We start from the raw sequence: 21,153 nt of genomic DNA on the forward strand, positions 1-21,153 counted from the left end.
AGTGTAACAACAAAAAAATGCACTAGATGCAAAAGATGATATAACTGACGTTGATAAAAAAATTGAAACTATACAAACAAAACTAGATAGCTTAACCTCAATTTTAGTGTGAAATCAATAATTCACTACTAGAGAAGATTTCCTACCTATTTTTTTTATATTCAAGTATATAAGAATTGCTATAATTTATTCCAAACTTCAACTATATCTTCATCAAAGTCTACTACTTCTACTTTCTTAAATTGGTAGCAGTTATTAATGGACTGAATTCCCAAATTTCCTATAAAAGGAGTGGAGTCATTGCCTAGAATTTTACCACTACGGCAGATTATCAACCTGTCAATTAAATCATACTTTAATAGCTCTGTAATTAATACTCCTCCACCTTCGACTAATAACCTTGTTATACCAATCTCTGAAACAAGTTTTAATGCCATATCTTTTAGGCAGATTTTATCTGCACTATATTCCTCTTGATTTGATGTCATTCCAGACTTACACGCTAGAATAGGTTTGTCATTTGAGTTAACTATTAAATAGTTAATACTTTTTATTTTTTTCTCTACCTCTTTATTTGTTATTACCCAAGTTGTTACTTTGTCTGCAGTCCTTGCAATATTATGCTTTTCCTTTAATCTTTCTTGGCTATCCACGATTAGTCTTATTGGAAATTTATTTTCAAGTCTTGGTAATCTGCACGTTAAGACCGGATCATCATTAATGAGAGTATTACTGCCAATCATAATTGCATCATATTTTGCTCTGAGTTCGTGTACCCAATTTCTTGTGCTTTCACTTGTTATCCATTTGCTATCACCTGTAAATGTCGCAATTTTCCCATCAAGAGTTGTTGCAATTTTGCAAGCTATAAACGGTCTGTGTAACTTCTTAGCAGTAAAAAAGCCGGTATTTAATTTTTCCGCTTCCTCTTGCATAATTCCTTGTTTCACTGCAATTCCTGCTTCTTCTAAAGCTTTAATACCACTACCTGAAACTCTTTTATCAGGGTCAACCGCTGCAATCACTACCCTTTTTATTCCTGATCTTATGATTTCTACAGTGCAAGGTCCTGTAACCCCATAATGGCAGCATGGCTCAAGGGTGACATACATAGTTGCACCATGAATTGAACCTTTAATACTTTGCAAAGCGGCCACTTCTGCATGTGGGCGCCCACCGATTCCTGTATAGCCCTCACCAGCTACCATCCCATCTTTTACAATGACACACCCGACAGCAGGGTTTGGTGCAACATTTCCTAAAGTTTTTTCTGCAAGCTTTAATGCAATTGACATGAAATAGTTGTCAATCATTAGAAAGAAGTCATTTCGTATGAAGTATCAAAGATTCTTCTATGCTCGTGTATAGCAAATCTATCTGTCATGCCTGAGATATAGTCACATATCACTACTGAACGCTGAAATTGATGAGCAAGCTTGCTCCACTCTGCAGGTAATAATCCTAGATTTTCATAAAAACAGTAAAAAAGCTCCTTTACTATACGTTTTGCTTTGTTCATCGTTCTATTAAGCTTGTAGCTTTTGTATATTTTTTCCATATTAAATTTTTTTATTTCCTTTGTAGCATTTGCTATTTCCGGTGAAAATGTGACTAGCATTTTATCTAGACTTCTTACGTCTTCTACACTTTTTATTTTATAATCTTCAATATTTTTTTTTGTCTGAAAAACAACATCATCTATCATAATTCCTATAGTCCGACTCAATGATTCATGTATAAGTTTGCTCTGAGGTAATTCCGAATACTTACTTTTTATGTCTTTAAACGTTTTTCCAATCAAAGGAACATTAAACAAGTCCTCGATAATTACCAAATTCGCTCTTAATGCATCATCAAGGTCATGAACGCTGTAAGCAATATCATCGGCAATTGAGGCAACTTGTGCTTCAATGCTTGAAAATTCTTCAAGTTTTAGATTATATTTTTCATTATATTCTAGCAATAGCTGATTATTTGTATAAGATACTGCATTTTGACCAAGCAATGGGCCGTTATGCTTTGCAACTCCTTCAACTACTTCCCAACTTAAATTCATGCCATCAAAATCAGCATGTTTTTGTTCAAGATAAGTTAAAATCCTTATAGCCTGAACATTATGATCAAATTCATATTTCTCGTTATTAAGATTCAGATCTTGAATTGCCCTCTTTAAAGCATTTTCACCTGTATGGCCAAATGGAGAGTGACCAAGATCGTGTGCAAGTGCTATGCATTCAGTAATATCCTCATCTAAACCCAGTCTACGCGCGATAGACCTCGCAATTTGTGCAACTTCAAGGCTATGGGTAAGCCTAGTACGATAGTAGTCGTGTTCATAATTAATAAAAACTTGGGTTTTGTACTCCAATTTTCTAAACGCATTAGAATGAATAATGCGATCTCTATCACGCTGAAAACAGCTGCGATTCTCATCTTCTTTCTCTTTAAAGTATCTTCCTCTTGTTTTATTTGGAAAGCACGCGTAACTTAATAGAAAATTATTGTTTGACATGTAAATTTCTACTATAATAAATTATCAAAATAATAAATGGTGATGATTATGTCAATAGATTACAATATTAACCTAACTGACAGCGCATTAAAGAAAATTCATTCTCTTGTAGAGCAAGAAAAGGACAAAAGTTCTATTTTGCGAATTGCAGTTTCAGGTGGTGGATGCTCTGGCTTCAAGTACAATTTTCTTATGGACCAAATAAATAAAAACCTATCTTTGAATGATGAAGATGACGATGAAGATGATGAATTTGATGATGAAGGTGATGATTATGAAGAAAGCGAAGACTATAGAGGACACTCTAGCTTGAGTGGAAAAAACAAAGATATAGTAATTAATGACAAAGATGGAAATCCTGTATTAATGATAGATAATTGTTCAGCGAAATTTTTAAATAATTCAATTATAGATTATACTGAAGATTTAAGTGGCTCTAGTTTTCAAGTAAAGAATGCCATCGCTAAGTCTCAGTGTGGATGTGGCAATAGCTTTTCAGTTTAATTAATTACCAGAGTTTAGATGCATCTTGAATTTTCAATATGGGTGGTAATATAGCACTAGAGCTTACTTCTGTAAGTAAGAGCTTCAAAAGAAATTCTGCTATTATACAAGATATCAATCTAAGTGTTGCCAAAGGACAAGTAGTTGCATTAATTGGCAGTTCTGGTTCAGGAAAAACAACTATACTGCAAGTCGCAGGTTTGTTAGATAAGCCAACTTCAGGAATAGTTACAATAGATGGAGTAAACTGTACACAAGCCAGTGATAAAAACAAAACTCATATGAGAAAGAATTTTCTTAGCTTTGTTTATCAATTTCACTATTTATTACAAGAGTTGTCGGTATTGGAAAATGTTATTCTTCCTCAATTAATTGCAAGAAAAAGCAAAGCTGAAGCAATAAAAAATGCACAAGTAGTGTTAGAGAAATTTGGTCTGGAAAACAAAGCAAGTAGTATGATATCTGAGATTTCTGGCGGAGAAAGGCAAAGAGTTGCAATTGCAAGAAGCATTGTGAATTCTCCAAGGCTTTTACTTGCAGATGAACCTACAGGAAATTTGGATCCAATAAATTCTTTAAATGTATTTTTACTATTGTATTCGTACGTAAAGGAAAATAATAGCTCTATGCTTATAGTAACACATAATCATCTTCTTGCAGAAAAAGCAGATTATATTTTGCAATTAAAAGATGGATCGTTAGTAAAATTATAAATAGGTAGAGCCTATTTAGCTATTAACTTGTATCTACCCAGCCAGTGATCATTGACAGAATATAATTCACACGAAGTGCTTTCATTGCCTTTTATACATGGACTTTTTAACTTGCGTGGCTTAGAACACCCACCTTGTAGAGCAAAAACAACTAAAATACATAATAATAATTCCTTAAACATGACTAAATCTTTTTCTAATTAAGCACACTCTTTTACTCTCACCTCTTTTCTAACCTTTTGAGAAGAAATAGCTGTACTATTTAAGCGTAATCTTACATAATTGTCTATAATTTGAGTTACTTCCTCTTCTTTATCTCTCAAGAAGTGATTAGTGTCGTCTATAATGTGGTATTCCATGTGACCACTCTTTACTGAATTTATCAGCCTTCTTGCTAACTCTGTTACATTGCTTTCTTCTGAAATTGTGTCATTACTGCTTTGTATGATAAGCCCAGGAACTGGACAAGGAGAGAGAAAAGAAAAATCATATTTTGTTACTGGAAGGGAAAGAGCAATAAAACCTACTATCTCAGGTCTACGCATTGTTAATTGCATAGCTACCCATGCTCCAAAAGAAAAACCAACAATCCAAATTGGAACGTTACTAGGATTATGTTCTTGAAGCCAATCAATAGCTATTGCAGCATCAGTTAATTCTCCTATACCCTTATCGAAGGTTCCTGTAGATTTTCCAACACCACGGAAGTTAATCTTCAATGCAGAAAAATTATTATCTATGAAAGATGTATATATACTATGTATTATTTTACTATCCATACTTCCACCATATTGAGGGTGATGGTGTAAAATTAACACAACTGGTGCATTGATTTCTTTGCTTTGGTGATACTCACCTTCTATTTTTTTTGTTGCATTATTCAAAAAAACTTCTACCATAGCAGCTCCTAATAAAGACCTGTTAACAGATATATAAATTGTGCATGTATTAATTATGTATTAATTTTACTATTCTTGCAACAAGCTTTTTATCGTGTTAAAGCTAATATATAGTTAATAGCAGGTTAATTAAGTGACAAATGAACCTTTGAATCCATCTTCTTTAGAAAGTAGTGATTACATATACGCTGACTATAATGCGACTTTTCCAGTTAGTGGTGATGTAAAAAAGAGTATACTTGAAGTTCTATCAAGACAGGTTCTTAATCCTTCATCACTACATAGAAAAGGACAAGAAGCAAGAAGGATTCTTCAGGCCGCAAGATATAACGTTCGTAATGCCATTGGCGTTCCAAGTAATAAAGAAATAGTTTTCACATCTGGTGCAACTGAAACAAATAGTCTTGTTATGAGAGGAATATCTGGCTTTCAACATGTGATTTCAGCTATAGAACATCCCTCGATTCTTAATTCTGCATGCAATCCACATATAATACCCGTTAATCAGGAAGGTATTGTCGATCTTTTGGTACTAGAAAGAATTCTAAACAAACTTAAAGGGAACAGAGTAATAGTTTCAGTTATAATGGCCAATAACGAAACTGGAGTTATTCAACCAGTTAAAGAAATAGCTGAAATAGCACATAAATTCGAAGCAATCTATCACACTGACGCTGCTCAAAGTGTTGGGAAAATCAAGGTTGATATGGAAGATTTAGGGATAGATTTATTAACTTTATCTGCCCACAAATTTGGCGGTATAGCTGGTAGCGGGGTTTTAATATTTAATAAAGACCTTGTAATAGAACCTATCATAGTAGGTGGTGGACAAGAAAAAGGATTGCGCGGTGGCACGGAAAATATTGTTGCAATTGCAGGCCTTTCCTCTGCATTGCAAGGTATTCAAAATCTCTTATCAAAGATGGATGAAATAAAGAAGTTACGTGATCAATTAGAGCATGAGTTATTGAATCTTGCCTGTGATGTCAAAATCTTCGGTAAGAACTCTAAAAGATTGCCAAACACGAGCCTCATTTATATGCCAGGAGTGAAAAGTGATGTGCAGCTCATGCATTTTGACTTAAATAACATTGCAGTTAGCAATGGCTCTGCGTGTTCTTCTGGAAAGGTTGAGCCTTCCCATGTTTTACTTGCAATGGGGGCAACAAAAGAACAAGCAGAGTGCTCAATTAGAGTCAGTATAGGTCCACAAACCAAGCCACAAGACATAAGAAAAATAGTAGATTGTTGGTATAATATTTACACGAAGAATACCTTAAATATGTATAAGTAATTGACTAGCACAAAAAAACTACTTGAACAAACCTTGCCAGCTCTTTTAAACCATTAGAATTGAACATATTCAGTTATCTTTAATCTCTGCAGAGAGAAAATGATAAGGTATCATAGTTGGCGTCTTATGTTTAATTTTTTGCACCATACACATCATGTTTTAACAATGTTTCTAGTTCTATATCTATAGAAACCGAAATATGCTTACAGATCGCTCGAAGTAATATAATATATTAATTTTAGAATTAGAAAATAAGCAACTTTTACCACAGAATTCTCTCGCCTTTTTCTGCTTAATAAAATTTAAAAACATTTATGACTAAAGGTTAATTGTAATAAAAGGTAGCTGAGTCGCGGTAAGTATTCAAAATATAAAAAACACCTATGTTTTTAAATAGATATTAACTAGTGCTTTTTCTCATTTGAGCCCCTTAACTGCTCAAGCAAAAATTTGTCACAAATTATGAAGCTAATACTAATTCTCACTATATTAACAGGCCAAATAAGTGAAATTATAGAGTTGTTTAATTGCAGAGTGAGAAAGGGAGGTAATAAATTTGCAAAGCGCTCTCAAGCAAAGCAATTGTATGATAGACTTTATTACGCAAAATATTCTATTCTATATATAGAATTAAAGTCTCTCAATAAGATTTAGCCCAGGTGAATTGGTGGCAAGTATGTAATCTCAATATTTTTAGGTACCCTTAAATTTTTCGGTTTATTTTAATTAGAATAATTCTAGCCAAGAAAGGTTTTTCATATTCTTAAGCATTGCAACATTTATTCAAGAAATATATTCGTATAATTAGCGTTGACACCCGGTACAAATAAGCCAAAATTCTCTACATTTCTAAGATTAATTGCACTATAGAGATAAAAATTTTGTCTATCTAACTTTACTTTAATCCATGTTCTAATACCAATTCTCATTTTATAAGCAACGAATAGATAATAACGGAAAAGAAGTCATACTAAAGTAAGCAAAATAACGAGGTTCAAATGATGATGAAATCAAAATTATGGGGTAAAAAGCCTTGGAAATTAGCAAAAGAAATACTGAAGAAAGTGTAAAACAACGCACATGTTATAAAAAATTAAATGCTGTGATTGCAGCAAAAAAAAGCATAATATAATACTGTAGCAAAAATATGTTTCATTTTAGGAATAACACTAACTACATGGACAACGTACTTAAAATTTAGAAGATAAGTAAAATTGTTTACTCTCCTTCAACATTGTAAAAGAACTAGATTAGTCAGAGCCAATTTGAACAAGTTGAAGTATAGAACAGAAAAACTTAATGAGATTATTGGTAAGTATCATAAACAAGAGTTATTCATCTTTTATAAATCTCGGTCTGATACATATTCGAAAATTGAACACTAGTGATTTAAAAAAGGTATTAAAACACAAGTTAAAGTAAAATTAGATAGACAAAATTTTTATCTCTATAGTGCAATTAATCTTAAAAAGAGAGAGAATTCTGGCTTATTTGTACAGAATGTCAACGCTAATTATATGAATATATTTCTTGAATAAATGTTGCAATATTTAAGAACATAACAAGCCTTCCTTGGCATGAATTATTCTAATTAACATAAGTTAAAAAATTTAAAAGTACCTTAAAATATCAAGATTATATACTTATTACCATATTCACCAAAGTTTAATCTTATTGAGAGATTTTAATTACATATAAAACAGAACATTTTGCGCAACAAAGTCTATAATGCAATTCCTTGCTTAAGGAAGCTTTATGCAAATTTATTGCCTCTCTTTTTTACTCTACAATAAAATAATCCTGCAATGTCACTTATTTAAGTTACTAACAAAGAAAATTGGTATAAAAAGCGAAAAAGAGAGAATGGAAAATTGATTTGATTGTAAAAAGAAATCTATATCGAACTGATTTACACGAGGAAATCATAAAATCAAGATCCCAATGTTACGCATTGTAATAGCAGAGGAAAAGGAGTGCTGTTATGACAGGAAAATAATGTGTCATTTCAACACATGATTAGGGAAAAAGACATAAATCTCAGTGGCATTGAAAAGACAACGATTGAGGTATCATGAAAGTGTCTGGACTGCAGAATAGTGCGATCTTAGCCTACTAATGGCGCAAACTTTAGTGCATGACATTAGAATTTATAACTAACGATAATTTACTTTTATCGTCTAAAATCTATATCGAATACAAGGATTAAAGTCAACTAGATTACAGTGTTACGCACTAAAATGATAAGAAAAGTACAGAAATAACGTAATGGAACGTTATCCAGGTGGTTACCAATCTCAAGAAAGTGCAACATCATTACTTGTATAGAAAAATCAAAACCATATTCGCATGGCTACATGCATACAAAAATGAAGTGCATTTTGGTCATTAACAAAATTGATCTGGTAAAAAAGCTGAGCTAAAGATAGTGTGCGGACATCTGAACTTGCTTTATAAATTTGAAAAAACTTTTATAATATCAGCATTAAAAGAGTGATGGACTTTATAAGTTAATGGATTACTTATCTGAAGTTGTACTGGTAAGTTCTCAATTTTATAGGAAAGATCAGGTAACTAATTCCTCGACAGGTTTTTTGTTCAGCGAAAATTACAAAGGGAAAATTGTTCTTGAATTTGCATAAGGAATTTCCATATTCTGCAGATGTCATAACAGAACAATTTGAAGAGGGAAAAGATGAAAGTTTGTCCATAAAACAAGTAATGTTTGTCCTGAAAGATAGTCATAAAAAATAGTGCTAGAGAAGCCGTGAAAGTAATATTAAGGAAAAAATTGGCATCAAAGGTATGTGTTGAATTAGAAAAGTTATTTGAGCATAAAATGCATCTATTTTTGTTTTTGAAAATACAACATTGAACTGATCACCTAAGGAACATATAGAAAATGTTTAATTCTTTATTGGTATTTGATATTGAAACTATACCAGATGTAAATTCCTGCAGGAATTTACTCGATATTAATAATAGTAGCGTAAAAGAGAAAAGAGATGCGTTAACAAAATACCACCTTGAAATAACAAACGGACAAAACCCCTTTTTGCGTCAGCCCTTTCACCAAGTTATAGTTGTTAGTTTTTTACTTTGCAGTGTAGCTTACCAAAGTGGTTACGAAGTATTCACCCTTCAGGAAATTAGATCTGGAGGCACACTAGATTCCAGTGAAAAGGAACTGGTAAAAGAATTTTTTGACTACATATCAGAAAAAAAACCAAGGCTAATTTCTTTCAATGGACGCACTTTTGACATACCAGTACTTAAATATCGTGCTATGGTCCATGGCATCCAAGCAGAATATTTTCATAAAGCTGGCGATAAGTGGAATAGCTATAATCAAAGATATAGTAGTGATTGGCATTGTGATTTACTCGAATCTCTCTCTGATTTTGGAGCATCTGCTAGAGTAAAAATGAACGAGGTCTGTGCAGCATTTAATCTTCCTGGTAAAATTGGAGTTGATGGATCGCAAGTTGTAGATTTGTATGATAGCGGTAAAATACAAGAAATCCGAAATTATTGTGAAACAGACGTAGTTAACACTTATTTAATTTATTTGAGATTTATGCATCATCAAGGAAGAATCACTACCAAAAGCTACAACAAAAATGTAGAGGAGCTACTCTCGGAATGCGAAAAAAAAGCGCACCTAAAAAAATTTAAAGAGGAGTGGGAAATATATCTACACTCAGCTAAGTAACGTGAAAGATGATAGGCAGGAGATTGTAGAAGGTTTTAGCTCCTTTTATTTTCATGCTAAGTATGATAAAATTATTCATTCAAGGAATGAATTTCCTCTTCCGATTGAGTAACACCAATTATCATTGGTAATAGGTCAAATAAGCGACATACAGAATTGCTTAATTGCAAAATGAGAAAAGAGAGGTGATAAATTTGCAAAAGCACTCTCAAGCAAAGCAATTGTACTATAGACTTTACTATACAAATGTTCTGTTTTATATACAAATAAAGCCTCTCATAAGATTAAGCTCTAGTGAGTATGGTGATAGGTATATAATCCTGATATTTTTAGGTACCTTTAAATTTTCTGACTTATGCTAACTAGAACCATACATGACAAGAAAGGTTTTTTGTGTTTTTATAATAATTTGCAATGTAAAGAAAAAGATAGACAATAATAGAAAAGAAATCTTACTGAAGTAAGTAAAATAGCGAGATTCAAACGCTGTTAAAATCAAAATCATTGAATAAAAAAGTAATGAAATCAGCAAAAGAAATACTGAAGAAAGTGCAAAATAACGTACATGTTGTAAAAAATTAAATGCTGTAACTGCAGCAAAAAAGCACAGTATACTAGCGTAGCAAAAATATGTTGCACTTCATAAACAACATTAATTGCATGGATAACGCACCTAAAATTTGGAAGATAAGAAAAATTATTTACTCTCCTTCAACATCGTAAAAAAACCAGATCAGTCATAGTCAATTTGAATAAGTTGGACATAAAACAAGAAAACTCTAACATTATCATTTAAAGAAATGAGGATAGAAATCTAGGAAAATTTGGCTTAAATGTTAGAAAATCTACAATACATCGTAATACGCAAAAAATGAAGTTTTCATATATCACGCCAAGACCAGTTTATAGTAAACAAGATTAAAGGTAAATAAGAAGAGTTTTAAAAAATTTAATGAGATTATTGGTAAATATCATGAATAAGAGTTGTTCATCTTTGATGAATCTCGGTTTGGCATACAATTCGAAAATTGAACACTGGTAATTTAAAAAAGGCATTAGGGCATAGATTAAAGTAAAATTAAGTAAACAAAATTTTTATCTCTACAGTGCAGTTAATTCTAGAAATGCAGAAACCTATGGCTTACCTACATCAAATGTCAACATTAATTATCGAATATATTTCTTGAATAAATGTTGCAATATTTAAGAACATGAAAAACCTTTCTTGACATGAATTATTCTAATTAACATAAATTAAAAAATTTAAAAGTACCTAAAAATATCAAGATTATATACTTACTACCATACTCACCCAAATTTAATCCTATTGAGAAATTTTAGTTATATATAAAACAGAGCATTTTGCACAACAAAGTCTATAATGCAATTACTTTACTTGAGGAAGCTTTATACAAATTTATTACCTTTCTTTTTTACTCTACAATAAAATAACTCTGCAATGTCACTTATTTGACTTGCCAACAAAGAAAATTGGTATAAAAAGCGAAAAAGAGAATGGAAAATTGATTTGATTGTGAAAAGAAATCTATATTGAACTGATTTACATGAGAAAATCATAAAATAAAATCGAGATCCCAATGTTACGCATTGCAATGACAGAGGAAAAGTAGTACCTAATATGACAGGAAAATAATGTGTCATTTTAACATATGATCAGGAAAGAAGACATAAATCCCAATGGTATTATTAGAAAGGCAATGATTGAGGCATCAGAAAGTGGCTGGACTATAGAGCAGTGCAATTTTGCCTACCAATGGGGTAAACCTTAGTGCATGACACTAGAATTTATAATTAACGATGATTTATTTCTATCATCCTGAAATCCATATCTGATATAATGGTCAAAGTTAACTAAGATTACAGTGTCACGCGCTGAAATGATAAGAAAAGTGCAAGAATAACGTGATGAAACGCTATCCAAGTAAATTACCAATCTCAAGAAAGTGTAGCAGCATCATTTATTGAGATCTTAAAAAATAATTGTGACATTATTTCTCTTATAGAGTCTTGAAATATTGGATCTTTAACGTTAACCTGGATTACAATATCAGTTTTAAAATCTGTATTACCTTCAAGTTATTTATTACTGTGCCTCGCAACCTTGAGTCACTTATCACAGCAGTGTAAAAATCTGGATTTTGCACGTAACTTCATCAGTTAACCTTTTTTATTATTAGGAAATAGTTTGGTAACTACTTCTTTAGCTATTGGGTCCATTCCTTTTTTGCTAAAAACCTTTGCTATTTGACCTTATACTCTATACCAGTGATACCAAGAGATCCACTAAGCTTTTCTACTAGAATTAATTTTTGGTCATCTTTCGCATCAAGCACTTTTTTTACTACAGCTGATGTTCCAAGATCAGCAATTTTGACAAATATCTTAGCTAATTCACTTTCAACAATCTTTACTCCTTTATTGCTAATACCCCTTCACATTAAATATTGCTCCTATTAAAGCTTTTTCTTTATCTGTTTGAGTTGCAATGCTTGATTCATCAGCTTTAACAAAGCGAGCCTTTTTCAGCTAAGAAATCCTTAACTGTCATTTTAGAATTGCTGTTGCCGTACACTGCGCTAAGCTCATCAAAAGATCTAGCAAATTTTTCTATTAGAATTGATTTTCGGTCATCTTTTGAAGAAAGTACTTTCTCTGTGAAAACTTTTTGATTTGCTGCATCTGTCAGATTGGAAGTATCTTTTTTAACAAACTTGCCTTCTAGTTCAGTTTTACAACTTTTTTTACTCGAATTACTTAGATCTGTTACTCTAAACATAGCATCTGCAATAGGCTTTATTGACACTTCTTCTGCAAGGAGTATCGCTGTATCAGCGAACATTCTTCATATCAAGAACATCCTTCATAAGGAGCTCTTTTATAACTTCTTCTGCAAGAATTAATCTACCACCTATAGCTTTTTATGTAGCAAGCAATGTACTTACAATGTTACCAAGACCTTTTATTTGAATTGCGCTACATCTCTTTTCTGATATATAAATTTTACCTTTCCTTTCAGCAGATTGCTTAATTTGATATCATTAATGTTAACTAGAGCAGAAATATTTGAAGCATCTTATGGTATTAGTCGTTGCCTCCACCATCTTTATAAATTATAGCTTTAACTTCATTTAGACATAATGTCATTCCTTTGGCTTTTACTAATTTTCCATAAAGATGAAAATTATCTACCATATCACTCTCTGTCAATTATAAAATCTAAAGATATATAAAAAAGTATAATTTTCATAAATGTCAGATCTTATATAAGACCCTCTTAAAGTTTATTGTTTTAGAATTCTCTTCATTGCACGCTTGACACTAAAACCTAGTTTTCTTTACAATTTCCTTTGTGAAAGAACAAAAATGCTTATTTATTACCATAGCTGGTTTACCAAATGCAGGAAAGTCTACACTAATTAACAGCATTATCGGTAAGAAAATTGCAATCGTTACTCCCAAAGTGCAAACAACGAGAACACAAATAAGGGGTATTGCAATATGCAATGATACACAAGCTATCTTTACTGACTCTCCAGGGATATTTTCAGCGGAAACAAAACTTGAGAAAGCCCTGATCAAATCCGCATGGTCAGCAATCAAGGGTGATGACGTTACTTTGTTGCTTATTGATGTGAGTAATTATTTGGAAAATATAGAAAAAATCAAAACCATATTCGCACGGCTGCAGCACATGAAAACAAAGTGCATTTTGGTCGTTAACAAAATTGATCTGGTAAAAAAATCTGAGCTAAAGATGGCATACGAACATCTGAATTTGCTTTATAAATTTGAAAAAACTTTCATAATATCAGCACTAAAGAGCGATGGACTTTCTGATTTGATGAATTACTTATCTAAAGTTGCACCGGTAAGCCCTTGGTTTTATGGAGAAGATCAGGTGACTGATTCCTCAACGTGGTTTTTGTCAGCGGAAATTACAAGGGAAAAATTGTTCTTGAATTTGCGTGAAGAATTGCCATATTCTGCAGCTATCAGGACCGAACAATTTGAAGAGAAAAAAGATGAAAGTTTAGTCATAAAACAAGTGATATTTGTACTGAAAGATAGTCATAAAAAAATAGTGCTAGGGAAGAGTGGAAGTAATATTAAGAAAATTGGCATTGAAGCGCGTATTGAATTAGAAAAGTTATTTGAGCGTAAAGTTCATCTATTTTTGTTTGTGAAAGTGCGACCTTGGACTGATTGTCCTGAAGAATATATAGATGATGTTTAATCCTTTGTTGGCATTTGATATTTAAACTATACCAGATGTAAATTCCTGCAGAGATTTGCTCAGTATTAGCGATGATAATAGTATAAAAGAGAAGAGAGGCGCGTTAACAAAATATTAACTCGTAATAATAAATGGACAAAACCCTTTCTGTATCAGAATTTTCACCAAGTTGAAGTCATTAATTTTTTAATTTGCAATCAACTTAACAAAGTGGTTATGAAGAACACTAGATTTCAGTAAAAAAGAACTAGTAAAAGGATTTTTTAATTACATATCAGAGAAAAAAACAAGCTAATTTCCTTACAATAGATACACGTTTGAAATACCAATACTGAAATATTATGCTATGGTCCATAGCATTTAAGCAGAATAACTATAATCAAAGATATAGTAGTGGTTAGCATTGTGATTTACTTAAATCTTTCTCTGATTTTAAGCCTCTGCTAGAGTAAAAATGAATGAGATTTGCATAGCCGTTTAATTTTCTTGGAAAAATTAGAGCTGATTGCTTACAAGTTGTAGGCTTGTATAATAGTAGAAAAATACAAGAAATTCAAGATTATTCTGAAGTAGAAGTAGTTAACACTTAATGGAAGAATCACTACCTAAAGCTACAACAAAAATGTAGAGGAGATGCTTTTGGAATGCAAAAAGCGCACCTAAAACATTTTAAAGAGAAGTGGAGAATATACCTCCATATTCAGCCAAGCGGTGTGGAAGATAATAGGTAGAAGATTGTGAAAAAGATTTAGCTCATTTTATTTTTATGCTAAGTATGATAAAATTATCCATTCAAGGAATACATCTCCCTCATTCCAATTGAGGAATATCAATTATCATTGTTAATAAGCCAAATAATCAACATACAGAATTGCTTAATTGCAAAATTGAGAGAGAGGGTAATAAATTTGCACAAAGCATTTTCAATACAAAGCAATTGTACCATAGACTTTGCTACCATTTTATATATAATTAAAGCCTTTCAATAAGGCTAAGCTCTGATGAATATAGTGATAGATATATAATCTTAATATTTTGAGGTACCTTTAAATTTTTTGACTTATGCTAATTAAAGCATACATGACAAGAAAGGTTTCTCATGTTCTTACAATAATTCGCAACGTACAAGAAAAAGATTTTCAATAATAGAAAAGAAATCTTACTGAAGTAGGTAAAATAGCAAGATTTAAACGCTGTTAAAATCAAAATCATTGAATAAAAAAGCAGTGGAATCAGCAAAAGAAATGCTGAAGAAAGTGCAAAATAACGCACATATTGTAAAAAACTAAATGCCGTAATTGCAGCAAAAAAGCACAGTATAATAGCACTGCAAAAATATATTACATTTCAAGAACAACACTAACTGCATGGATAACGTACCTAAAATTTGGAAGATAAGAAAATTGTTTACTCTTCCTCAACTTTATAAAAGAATTAGATTGAGCTAGAGTCAATTTGAATAAGCTGAAGCATTAGATATAAGAAAACTTTAACATTATCATTTAAAGAAATGAGAATAAGAATCTAGGCAAAATTTGCCTTGAATGTTAGGAAATCTACAGCACACCGTAATATGCAAAAATGAAGTTTTCACATATTACACTAGAATCAATTCATAATGAACAAAATAAAAAGCAGACAGGAAGAGTTAAAAAACTTAATAAGATTTTGATAAATATCATGAACAAGAATTATTTATCTTTGATGAATCTCGGTTTGGTACACATTCGAAAGTCAAAAGACACAGGTGATTTTAAAAAGGCATTAAAGCATAGATTAAAGTAAAATTAAGTAGACAAAATTTTTATCTCTACAGTGCAGTTAATTCTAGAAATGGAGAGAGTTCTAGCTCACTTGCATCACGAATGTCAACACTAATTATATGAATGTATTTCCTGAACAAATGTTGCAATATTTAAGAATATGAAAAGCCTTTCTTGTCATGTATTATTTTAGTTAGCGCAAGTCAAAAATTTAAAAATACCTAAAAATATTAAGATTATATACCTACTGCCATATTCACCAGAATTCAACCATATTGAGAGACTTTAGTTATATATAAAACAGAGCATTTTGTGTAATAAAGTCTATAATAGAATTACTTTGTTTGAGAGTGCTTTATACAAATTTATTACCTTTTTTTAACTTTGCAATTAAACAATTTTACAATGTCACTTATTTGACTCACTAACAATGAGAATTGTTATCAGTATTCTTTATCTGTATCTATTAAGTTAAATATATATTACTAATAACTTCACCATACAATAACTATTGTAATATAAGTAATACAGAAAATATAGCAAGTATCTTATGCTAGCCATAAAAATTAGTGCAAATCCTACTTTAAAACGTAAATAATCCACTAACACTCGTGCACAAATTTAAAATAAATTATGTACGAGTGTAGCGCTATAAACCGAGGATGTTATATTAAAGCTTACCTCACTATTAAAGCTATCGGTCAGATTAGATTAAAAACCTAACCTGACCGATTCCCTATAACCTCATGACCATGATATAACTATATAATAATTAGTTTAATTAGTAGTTAAGAGCAATTACAAGAGAATTGATTTTATTTACACATTAAGGTATTATAGGCTACATTAATTTAAATTACTGTGCAACTCTACAAATCTTCACTGTTACTTCTGCTAACTATATTAATGATTATAGTTCTAAAACTACCTGAAGTCATAGTAAATTGGTCTTACCCAGCCTTAAATTTTGACCTATCTTTCCGCATCATACCAATATCTTTTTTATCAGCCGCATTTCTAATTGTCTTACCAGCAAAAAATTTTAGCTTTTCAGAAGTGCTATCCTTTTTTGCTTATACTATTAGTTCACTGTGTGCAATGTTATCTAAGCAAATAATATCGGTTATAATATTCTGTGAATTAATGGCCATCAGTGCATCTTTTATTATCGCAGCAAGTTGCAAAGATAACGGACCTGCAATGAGATACGCTTGTGTACACTTTTTTGTCGGCATTATACTAACAGCAGGACTAGCAATCCAAAATCCCAATCTAATAATCATGGGCCTATTAATAAATTGTGCCTGTTTTCCTTTTTCATTCTGGGTTGTTGATGCATACCCTGCTGCGTCATTGCACGGTGCATCATACCTTTCCCTATTTACTACTAAGATTTCCTTTTTAGTAGCACTTCTTCATACCTACAACCTTTGGCAAGATCATGCTAAAATATTAGCATTCTTAGGCACTATCACTGCAATTTATGCTATTATATTTACTTCCCTTGAACAAAACATTCGTAGATTCTTAGCCTATAACGTCGTAGGACAAATGGGCATGCTAATTATGGAAGGGAGTTTACTTAGCCACTCAGAAAATGCTGTATCACTACTTGTGCTTAACATAATTTTCTCCATCGCTTATCAATTATTGTTTATTGCTGTTGCCCATTCGATTATTTTACGGACAAAAGCAGTGGATTTTAATAGAGCAGGTAAATTCATGTCAGCGGAAGGAATGTATACTCTGATTGCCATACTTACAATGGCCGCATTTCCAGGAACTGCTGGATTTATCAGCAAATCATACATTACAGCCGAAATTAAAACGAATGGTGCTGATTTAGAATTGTATAAAAACTTACACAAGATTTTGAATTTATTACTTTATTTAAGTGTGGGAATTAAGTTTCTTTATTATATGTTTATCGCCAAAAGCAGATCAAAAATTTTAGCAGACAAAGGGGGAGAAGCATCCATGGTTGTCTTAACATTTATATGTGTGATTGTTGGCAATCCTTACTTACCTATTTACAATAGGTCATCAATTTTTAATTTTGCATACAACATAAAAAACATCTGGTTGCAATTCAATTTACTACTATGTACTACTTTGCTATTTATTCCTTTACGCAAGTTATTTTTACCAAGAATAAATTTTAAAATGGATACCGATTGGATCTTCAGAGCTCTCATACCCTATGTTATTTCATTATTCAATAAATTAATTTTCAAAATAAGAAAAATATCTGCTGTTGCATTGCAAAACTTGACCAATTCACTTACTAATTTATACTTTAATAATACTACTAAACTTAAAGAAGCACTAAATTATAATTCAGTAAGTTTTGTTTCAACTTCTTCTCTTTTTTTGATAAGTATTTTATTAGTGCTGTTATGTTTAAATCGTTAACTGAAAGTTTAAATTCTGCATTTAATAAGCTCAAGGGAAAGTCTATCATTTCTGAAGATGACTTCAACCTTGTTATACGTGAAATACGCATAGCTTTAATTGAAGCTGATGTTTCCCTTGAAGTCGCAAAAAAATTTATTAAAGACATTAAAGATAAAGTAATAGGAGAAAAAGTCATAAAAAGTGTTTCTCCAGCACAAATGATAATTAAAGTTGTGCAGGATAATTTAATTGCAATTCTTGGATCAGAAAAAAGTGATCTAAATCTTGCAGCCAAACCCCCTGCTGTAATTATGATGGTGGGCTTGCAAGGTGCAGGTAAAACAACTACCTCAGGAAAGCTTGCTTTAAAGCTAAAAAAACAAAAGAAAAAAGTGATGCTTGCCTCTTTAGACATTTACAGGCCTGCTGCTCAAAAACAACTTGAAGTACTTGGAAAACAAATAGATGTGCAAACTTTATCTACAGCAACAGATGAGAAGCCTATTACAATTACAAAAAAGGCACTAGCGGCAGCAAAAAATGATAATTATGATGTATTGATACTAGATACTGCGGGTAGACTTCACATAGATAACAATATGATGAATGAATTAAAAGCTGTGAAGAAAATAGCTTCACCTATAGAAGTTATTTTAGTAGCAGATGCGATGATTGGTCAGGACGCAGTAAATATAGCCAAATCATTCAATGAAATAATAGGTATAACCGGTATTATTCTCACTCGTGTTGATGGCGACGCACGTGGCGGTACTGCCCTTTCTATGAAAATGGTAACTAACTGCCCAATTAAGTTCATTGCTTGCGGTGAGAAGCTAAGCGACCTTGATGATTTCTACCCTGATAGAATTGCAAAAAGGATACTTGATATGGGCGATGTTATCTCATTGGTTGAAAGAGCTGCCGAGATCGTTGGTCAGGAAGAAATTGACAAATTACAAAAGAAAGTAAAAAAAGGCAAATTTGACTTAAATGACTTGGTAAAAATGTTAAAAACCCTAAAAAAAATGGATGGCATCACTAATATAATGAAATTCATTCCAAGCTCATTTACAAAAAAGCTAAGCAGTGGAGTACCAGATGATAGCAAAGTGAAAAAATATATAGCTATCATAAATTCGATGACTGAAAAAGAAAGGCAAAATCCAGCTGTTTTAAATAGCAAGAGAAGGCTTAGAATCGCAAAGGGCTCTGGTACAAGAGTACAGGATGTTAATCTTTTAATTAAACAATACGCTCAAATGAGCGCAATGGTTAATAAGTTTAGTAAAGTTGACCACAGCAAATTTAAAGAATCTGATTTAATAGATATACTAAGCAGAAAGTAGAGCAGCTTTTTTTGGTGCTAATAAGCATGTAAAAAGCCATTAAGCTTGAATTCTCCTTCTATACTCACTCAGAACTTGGACTCTCTATTGTAACAATAGTGGCTCAGTTTTAACTTCCCCATCAACTTTTTCTTTTACCTCTTCCATGTTGTTATCAATAACCATAACTACAAGCAAAAACTTCTTTATAAGCTCCTTAAGTACTACTATAGGCATTCTTTTAAAAATCAATGATTCTACTTTTTATTAATTCTTTTATAATCAGCCGTTGTCTCTTGTTTTGAAGTATTTCTATTACTTTATCTAATTACGAGCATTCTTTACTGCACCCTCCTTTCTCTGACTCACCAGCATCCATAATAGATTTAAGTAACTTCCTATATAACCTACCGAAATTATTCTCTCTTGGTTAAACCATAGGTAATTAATCGATAAAGTCTTTAAGTGAATTTTTCACTGTTTTCCCTACTTCAATCACCCATTCCTTTATTTCTTCACCAGCTTTTCTTATTTTTGCATAACACACTCCAATAATTACAAGCCTATTAATGTAGTAAGCACAATAAGTGAAGAAAACATCACTCCCAATTACCACCACAGGAGAAGCTATTATAATTTTTTCATTTGTAGATACTGATTAAAAATAGTCAACCAGAATTATTTAATGGGCTTTTATTACTATTTATAACATTACTTATTGCCTTATGCTCAACAGATTTTAGCACATTCTCCATTACTTCTCATATTAATGAGATCATAGAAAAATGGACAGACAATAATGAAAAAGAGTCATGCTGAAGCAAGTAAAATAGCAAAATTTAAATAACATTGAAATTATTAGATAAAAAAAGTCGTGGAATCAGCAAAAGAAATGCTATTTAATCAAGATTAATTTGAAGCATGGATGCAAGAAAATCTTAATATTACTATTAAAAAAATGAGAAATAAGAATCAAAAAAAACTTAGCTTGAATGTCAGCAAGACTACAATAAATCACAATATACAAAAAATGAAGTTTTCGTATATTACGCCAAGACCAATTCACAATGAACAAGAGTTATTCATCTTTGATAAATCGTGATTTTGCACACATTCAAAAGCTAAATACGGGTTAGTTTAAAAATGGCGTTAGAGCATGGATTAAAGTAAAATTAGGCAAATAAAATTTTTATCCTTACAGGGCAGTTAATCTTAGAAATGGAGAGAGTTACAGCTTATTTTTACCGGACTATCAATACTGATTATATTAATATATTTCTTGAATAAATGTCGCAATATTTAAGAACAAGAGAAGCCTTTCTTATCATGGATGATGTAGTGAGCATAAGTCAAAAAATTTAAAGGTACCAAAAATATCGAGACTATATACTTATTCCAGATTACCAGAGCTCAATCCTATTGAGAAACTTTAGTTGTATATAAAATAGAATATTTTGCGTAATAAAGTCTATAATATCACTACTTTAATATAATTGTTTTGCTTGAGAGCACTTTATATAAATTTATCACTTCTCTTTTTCACTCCGCAATTAAACAATTATGTAATATCACTTATTTGATGTATTAACAATGAGAACTAGTATAAAATAAAAAAAATCTCTTTAATAAAAGACCTTTTTCTTAAGCAGCTAACACACAAAAATTTAGTTGATGCATAATTACTTACTTACTATAAAGTTAACTTATTAAACTTTAGTAAAGTAAATCAAGAATTTATAAAGATATTGTTTTTTATAAATAAATTACCTATAATTTTAAGTTTGA

At 31.4% G+C, this 21,153-nt stretch carries 16 protein-coding genes and 2 pseudogenes; 11 read left to right on the forward strand and 7 right to left on the reverse strand.

All coding sequences use genetic code 11. From position 1 onward, the window contains the following. Positions 1-179: 179 nt before the first annotated feature. Positions 180-1,313: a bifunctional diaminohydroxyphosphoribosylaminopyrimidine deaminase/5-amino-6-(5-phosphoribosylamino)uracil reductase RibD gene (ribD, locus tag GOY07_RS03910; RefSeq protein WP_175838389.1), complete on the reverse strand. Its 1,134-nt coding sequence runs from the start codon at positions 1,311-1,313 to the stop codon at positions 180-182. Continuing rightward, on the reverse strand, positions 1,313-2,512 hold the full coding sequence (locus tag GOY07_RS03915; protein ID WP_175838390.1) for a deoxyguanosinetriphosphate triphosphohydrolase: 1,200 nt from the start codon (positions 2,510-2,512) through the stop codon (positions 1,313-1,315). The genes ribD and GOY07_RS03915 overlap by 1 nt, the downstream gene beginning before the upstream one ends. 48 nt (positions 2,513-2,560) lie before the next feature. Here GOY07_RS03915 and GOY07_RS03920 point away from each other — a divergent pair, with 48 nt between their 5' ends. Together GOY07_RS03920 and GOY07_RS03925 are read left to right on the forward strand one after the other, a co-directional pair. Beyond that, positions 2,561-3,016 (forward strand): HesB/IscA family protein, encoded by a 456-nt coding sequence (locus GOY07_RS03920; RefSeq protein ID WP_175838392.1) that lies wholly within the window; start codon positions 2,561-2,563, stop codon positions 3,014-3,016. 38 nt (positions 3,017-3,054) lie between these two features. After that, complete coding sequence (locus GOY07_RS03925) at positions 3,055-3,729, forward strand: ABC transporter ATP-binding protein (protein WP_175838394.1); 675 nt, start codon at positions 3,055-3,057, stop codon at positions 3,727-3,729. Between the two features lie 11 nt (positions 3,730-3,740). Here GOY07_RS03925 and GOY07_RS03930 read toward each other — a convergent pair whose 3' ends face one another. Beyond that, the gene (locus tag GOY07_RS03930; protein WP_175838395.1) at positions 3,741-3,911 is read right to left on the reverse strand and encodes a type IV secretion system protein VirB7; all 171 of its coding nucleotides are present in this window, start codon (positions 3,909-3,911) and stop codon (positions 3,741-3,743) included. Between the two features lie 18 nt (positions 3,912-3,929). Continuing rightward, a complete protein-coding gene (locus tag GOY07_RS03935) occupies positions 3,930-4,628 on the reverse strand; it encodes an alpha/beta hydrolase (protein WP_175838397.1) in 699 nt (232 codons plus the stop codon). Between the two features lie 148 nt (positions 4,629-4,776). On the opposite strand from GOY07_RS03935, the gene GOY07_RS03940 reads away from it, so the two are divergent. The 5 genes and pseudogenes from GOY07_RS03940 to GOY07_RS04740 all read left to right on the forward strand — a co-directional run bounded on the left by GOY07_RS03940 (position 4,777) and on the right by GOY07_RS04740 (position 11,083). Beyond that, positions 4,777-5,922, forward strand: a complete 1,146-nt coding sequence (locus GOY07_RS03940) for a cysteine desulfurase family protein (protein ID WP_369800444.1) — start codon at positions 4,777-4,779, stop codon at positions 5,920-5,922. Positions 5,923-6,384: 462 nt separating this feature from the next. Continuing rightward, positions 6,385-6,576: a hypothetical protein gene (locus tag GOY07_RS04235; protein WP_218938967.1), complete on the forward strand. Its 192-nt coding sequence runs from the start codon at positions 6,385-6,387 to the stop codon at positions 6,574-6,576. 1,965 nt (positions 6,577-8,541) lie between these two features. Beyond that, the gene (locus GOY07_RS04545; RefSeq protein ID WP_256359451.1) at positions 8,542-8,673 is read left to right on the forward strand and encodes a hypothetical protein; all 132 of its coding nucleotides are present in this window, start codon (positions 8,542-8,544) and stop codon (positions 8,671-8,673) included. 148 nt (positions 8,674-8,821) lie between these two features. Further along, complete coding sequence (locus GOY07_RS03945; protein WP_175838401.1) at positions 8,822-9,631, forward strand: 3'-5' exonuclease; 810 nt, start codon at positions 8,822-8,824, stop codon at positions 9,629-9,631. Between the two features lie 519 nt (positions 9,632-10,150). Next, a pseudogene (locus GOY07_RS04740) lies at positions 10,151-11,083 on the forward strand (IS630 family transposase). A 1,072-nt stretch (positions 11,084-12,155) separates the two neighbouring features. Here the strand turns inward: GOY07_RS04740 and GOY07_RS03950 are convergent. After that, on the reverse strand, positions 12,156-12,491 hold the full coding sequence (locus GOY07_RS03950) for a hypothetical protein (protein WP_175838403.1): 336 nt from the start codon (positions 12,489-12,491) through the stop codon (positions 12,156-12,158). Between the two features lie 510 nt (positions 12,492-13,001). On the opposite strand from GOY07_RS03950, the gene era reads away from it, so the two are divergent. From era to ffh, 4 genes and pseudogenes are all read left to right on the forward strand, one after another. Further along, the gene (gene era, locus GOY07_RS03955; protein ID WP_175838404.1) at positions 13,002-13,886 is read left to right on the forward strand and encodes a GTPase Era; all 885 of its coding nucleotides are present in this window, start codon (positions 13,002-13,004) and stop codon (positions 13,884-13,886) included. A gap of 28 nt (positions 13,887-13,914) precedes the next feature. Continuing rightward, positions 13,915-14,617: pseudogene (locus tag GOY07_RS04745) on the forward strand (3'-5' exonuclease family protein). Between the two features lie 1,893 nt (positions 14,618-16,510). After that, the gene (locus tag GOY07_RS03960; protein ID WP_175838406.1) at positions 16,511-18,061 is read left to right on the forward strand and encodes a proton-conducting transporter transmembrane domain-containing protein; all 1,551 of its coding nucleotides are present in this window, start codon (positions 16,511-16,513) and stop codon (positions 18,059-18,061) included. Continuing rightward, entirely contained in the window at positions 18,046-19,389 is a 1,344-nt protein-coding gene (gene ffh / locus GOY07_RS03965; protein WP_175838407.1) for a signal recognition particle protein, read from the forward strand. The genes GOY07_RS03960 and ffh overlap by 16 nt, the downstream gene beginning before the upstream one ends. Positions 19,390-19,473: 84 nt before the next feature. On the opposite strand, the gene GOY07_RS04550 is transcribed toward ffh, so the two are convergent. Next, positions 19,474-19,605 (reverse strand): hypothetical protein, encoded by a 132-nt coding sequence (locus GOY07_RS04550; protein ID WP_256359452.1) that lies wholly within the window; start codon positions 19,603-19,605, stop codon positions 19,474-19,476. A gap of 208 nt (positions 19,606-19,813) precedes the next feature. Beyond that, positions 19,814-19,984: a hypothetical protein gene (locus GOY07_RS03970; RefSeq protein ID WP_218938968.1), complete on the reverse strand. Its 171-nt coding sequence runs from the start codon at positions 19,982-19,984 to the stop codon at positions 19,814-19,816. Positions 19,985-21,153 lie beyond the last annotated feature (1,169 nt).

It is taken from the genome of Wolbachia endosymbiont of Litomosoides sigmodontis (genome assembly GCF_013365435.1).
Taxonomy (GTDB): domain Bacteria; phylum Pseudomonadota; class Alphaproteobacteria; order Rickettsiales; family Anaplasmataceae; genus Wolbachia.

What these genes read in the sequence shown, in the direction of transcription:
- GOY07_RS04550 (WP_256359452.1), bottom strand. Translation starts at nt 19,605, where the DNA reads ATGCCTATAGTAGTACTTAAGGAGCTTATAAAGAAGTTTTTGCTTGTA.
- ffh (WP_175838407.1), top strand. Translation starts at nt 18,046, where the DNA reads ATGTTTAAATCGTTAACTGAAAGTTTAAATTCTGCATTTAATAAGCTC.
- GOY07_RS03930 (WP_175838395.1), bottom strand. Translation starts at nt 3,911, where the DNA reads ATGTTTAAGGAATTATTATTATGTATTTTAGTTGTTTTTGCTCTACAA.
- GOY07_RS03925 (WP_175838394.1), top strand. Translation starts at nt 3,055, where the DNA reads ATGGGTGGTAATATAGCACTAGAGCTTACTTCTGTAAGTAAGAGCTTC.
- GOY07_RS03915 (WP_175838390.1), bottom strand. Translation starts at nt 2,512, where the DNA reads ATGTCAAACAATAATTTTCTATTAAGTTACGCGTGCTTTCCAAATAAA.
- GOY07_RS03920 (WP_175838392.1), top strand. Translation starts at nt 2,561, where the DNA reads ATGTCAATAGATTACAATATTAACCTAACTGACAGCGCATTAAAGAAA.
- GOY07_RS03950 (WP_175838403.1), bottom strand. Translation starts at nt 12,491, where the DNA reads ATGTTCGCTGATACAGCGATACTCCTTGCAGAAGAAGTGTCAATAAAG.
- GOY07_RS04235 (WP_218938967.1), top strand. Translation starts at nt 6,385, where the DNA reads ATGAAGCTAATACTAATTCTCACTATATTAACAGGCCAAATAAGTGAA.
- GOY07_RS03935 (WP_175838397.1), bottom strand. Translation starts at nt 4,628, where the DNA reads ATGGTAGAAGTTTTTTTGAATAATGCAACAAAAAAAATAGAAGGTGAG.
- GOY07_RS03945 (WP_175838401.1), top strand. Translation starts at nt 8,822, where the DNA reads ATGTTTAATTCTTTATTGGTATTTGATATTGAAACTATACCAGATGTA.
- ribD (WP_175838389.1), bottom strand. Translation starts at nt 1,313, where the DNA reads ATGATTGACAACTATTTCATGTCAATTGCATTAAAGCTTGCAGAAAAA.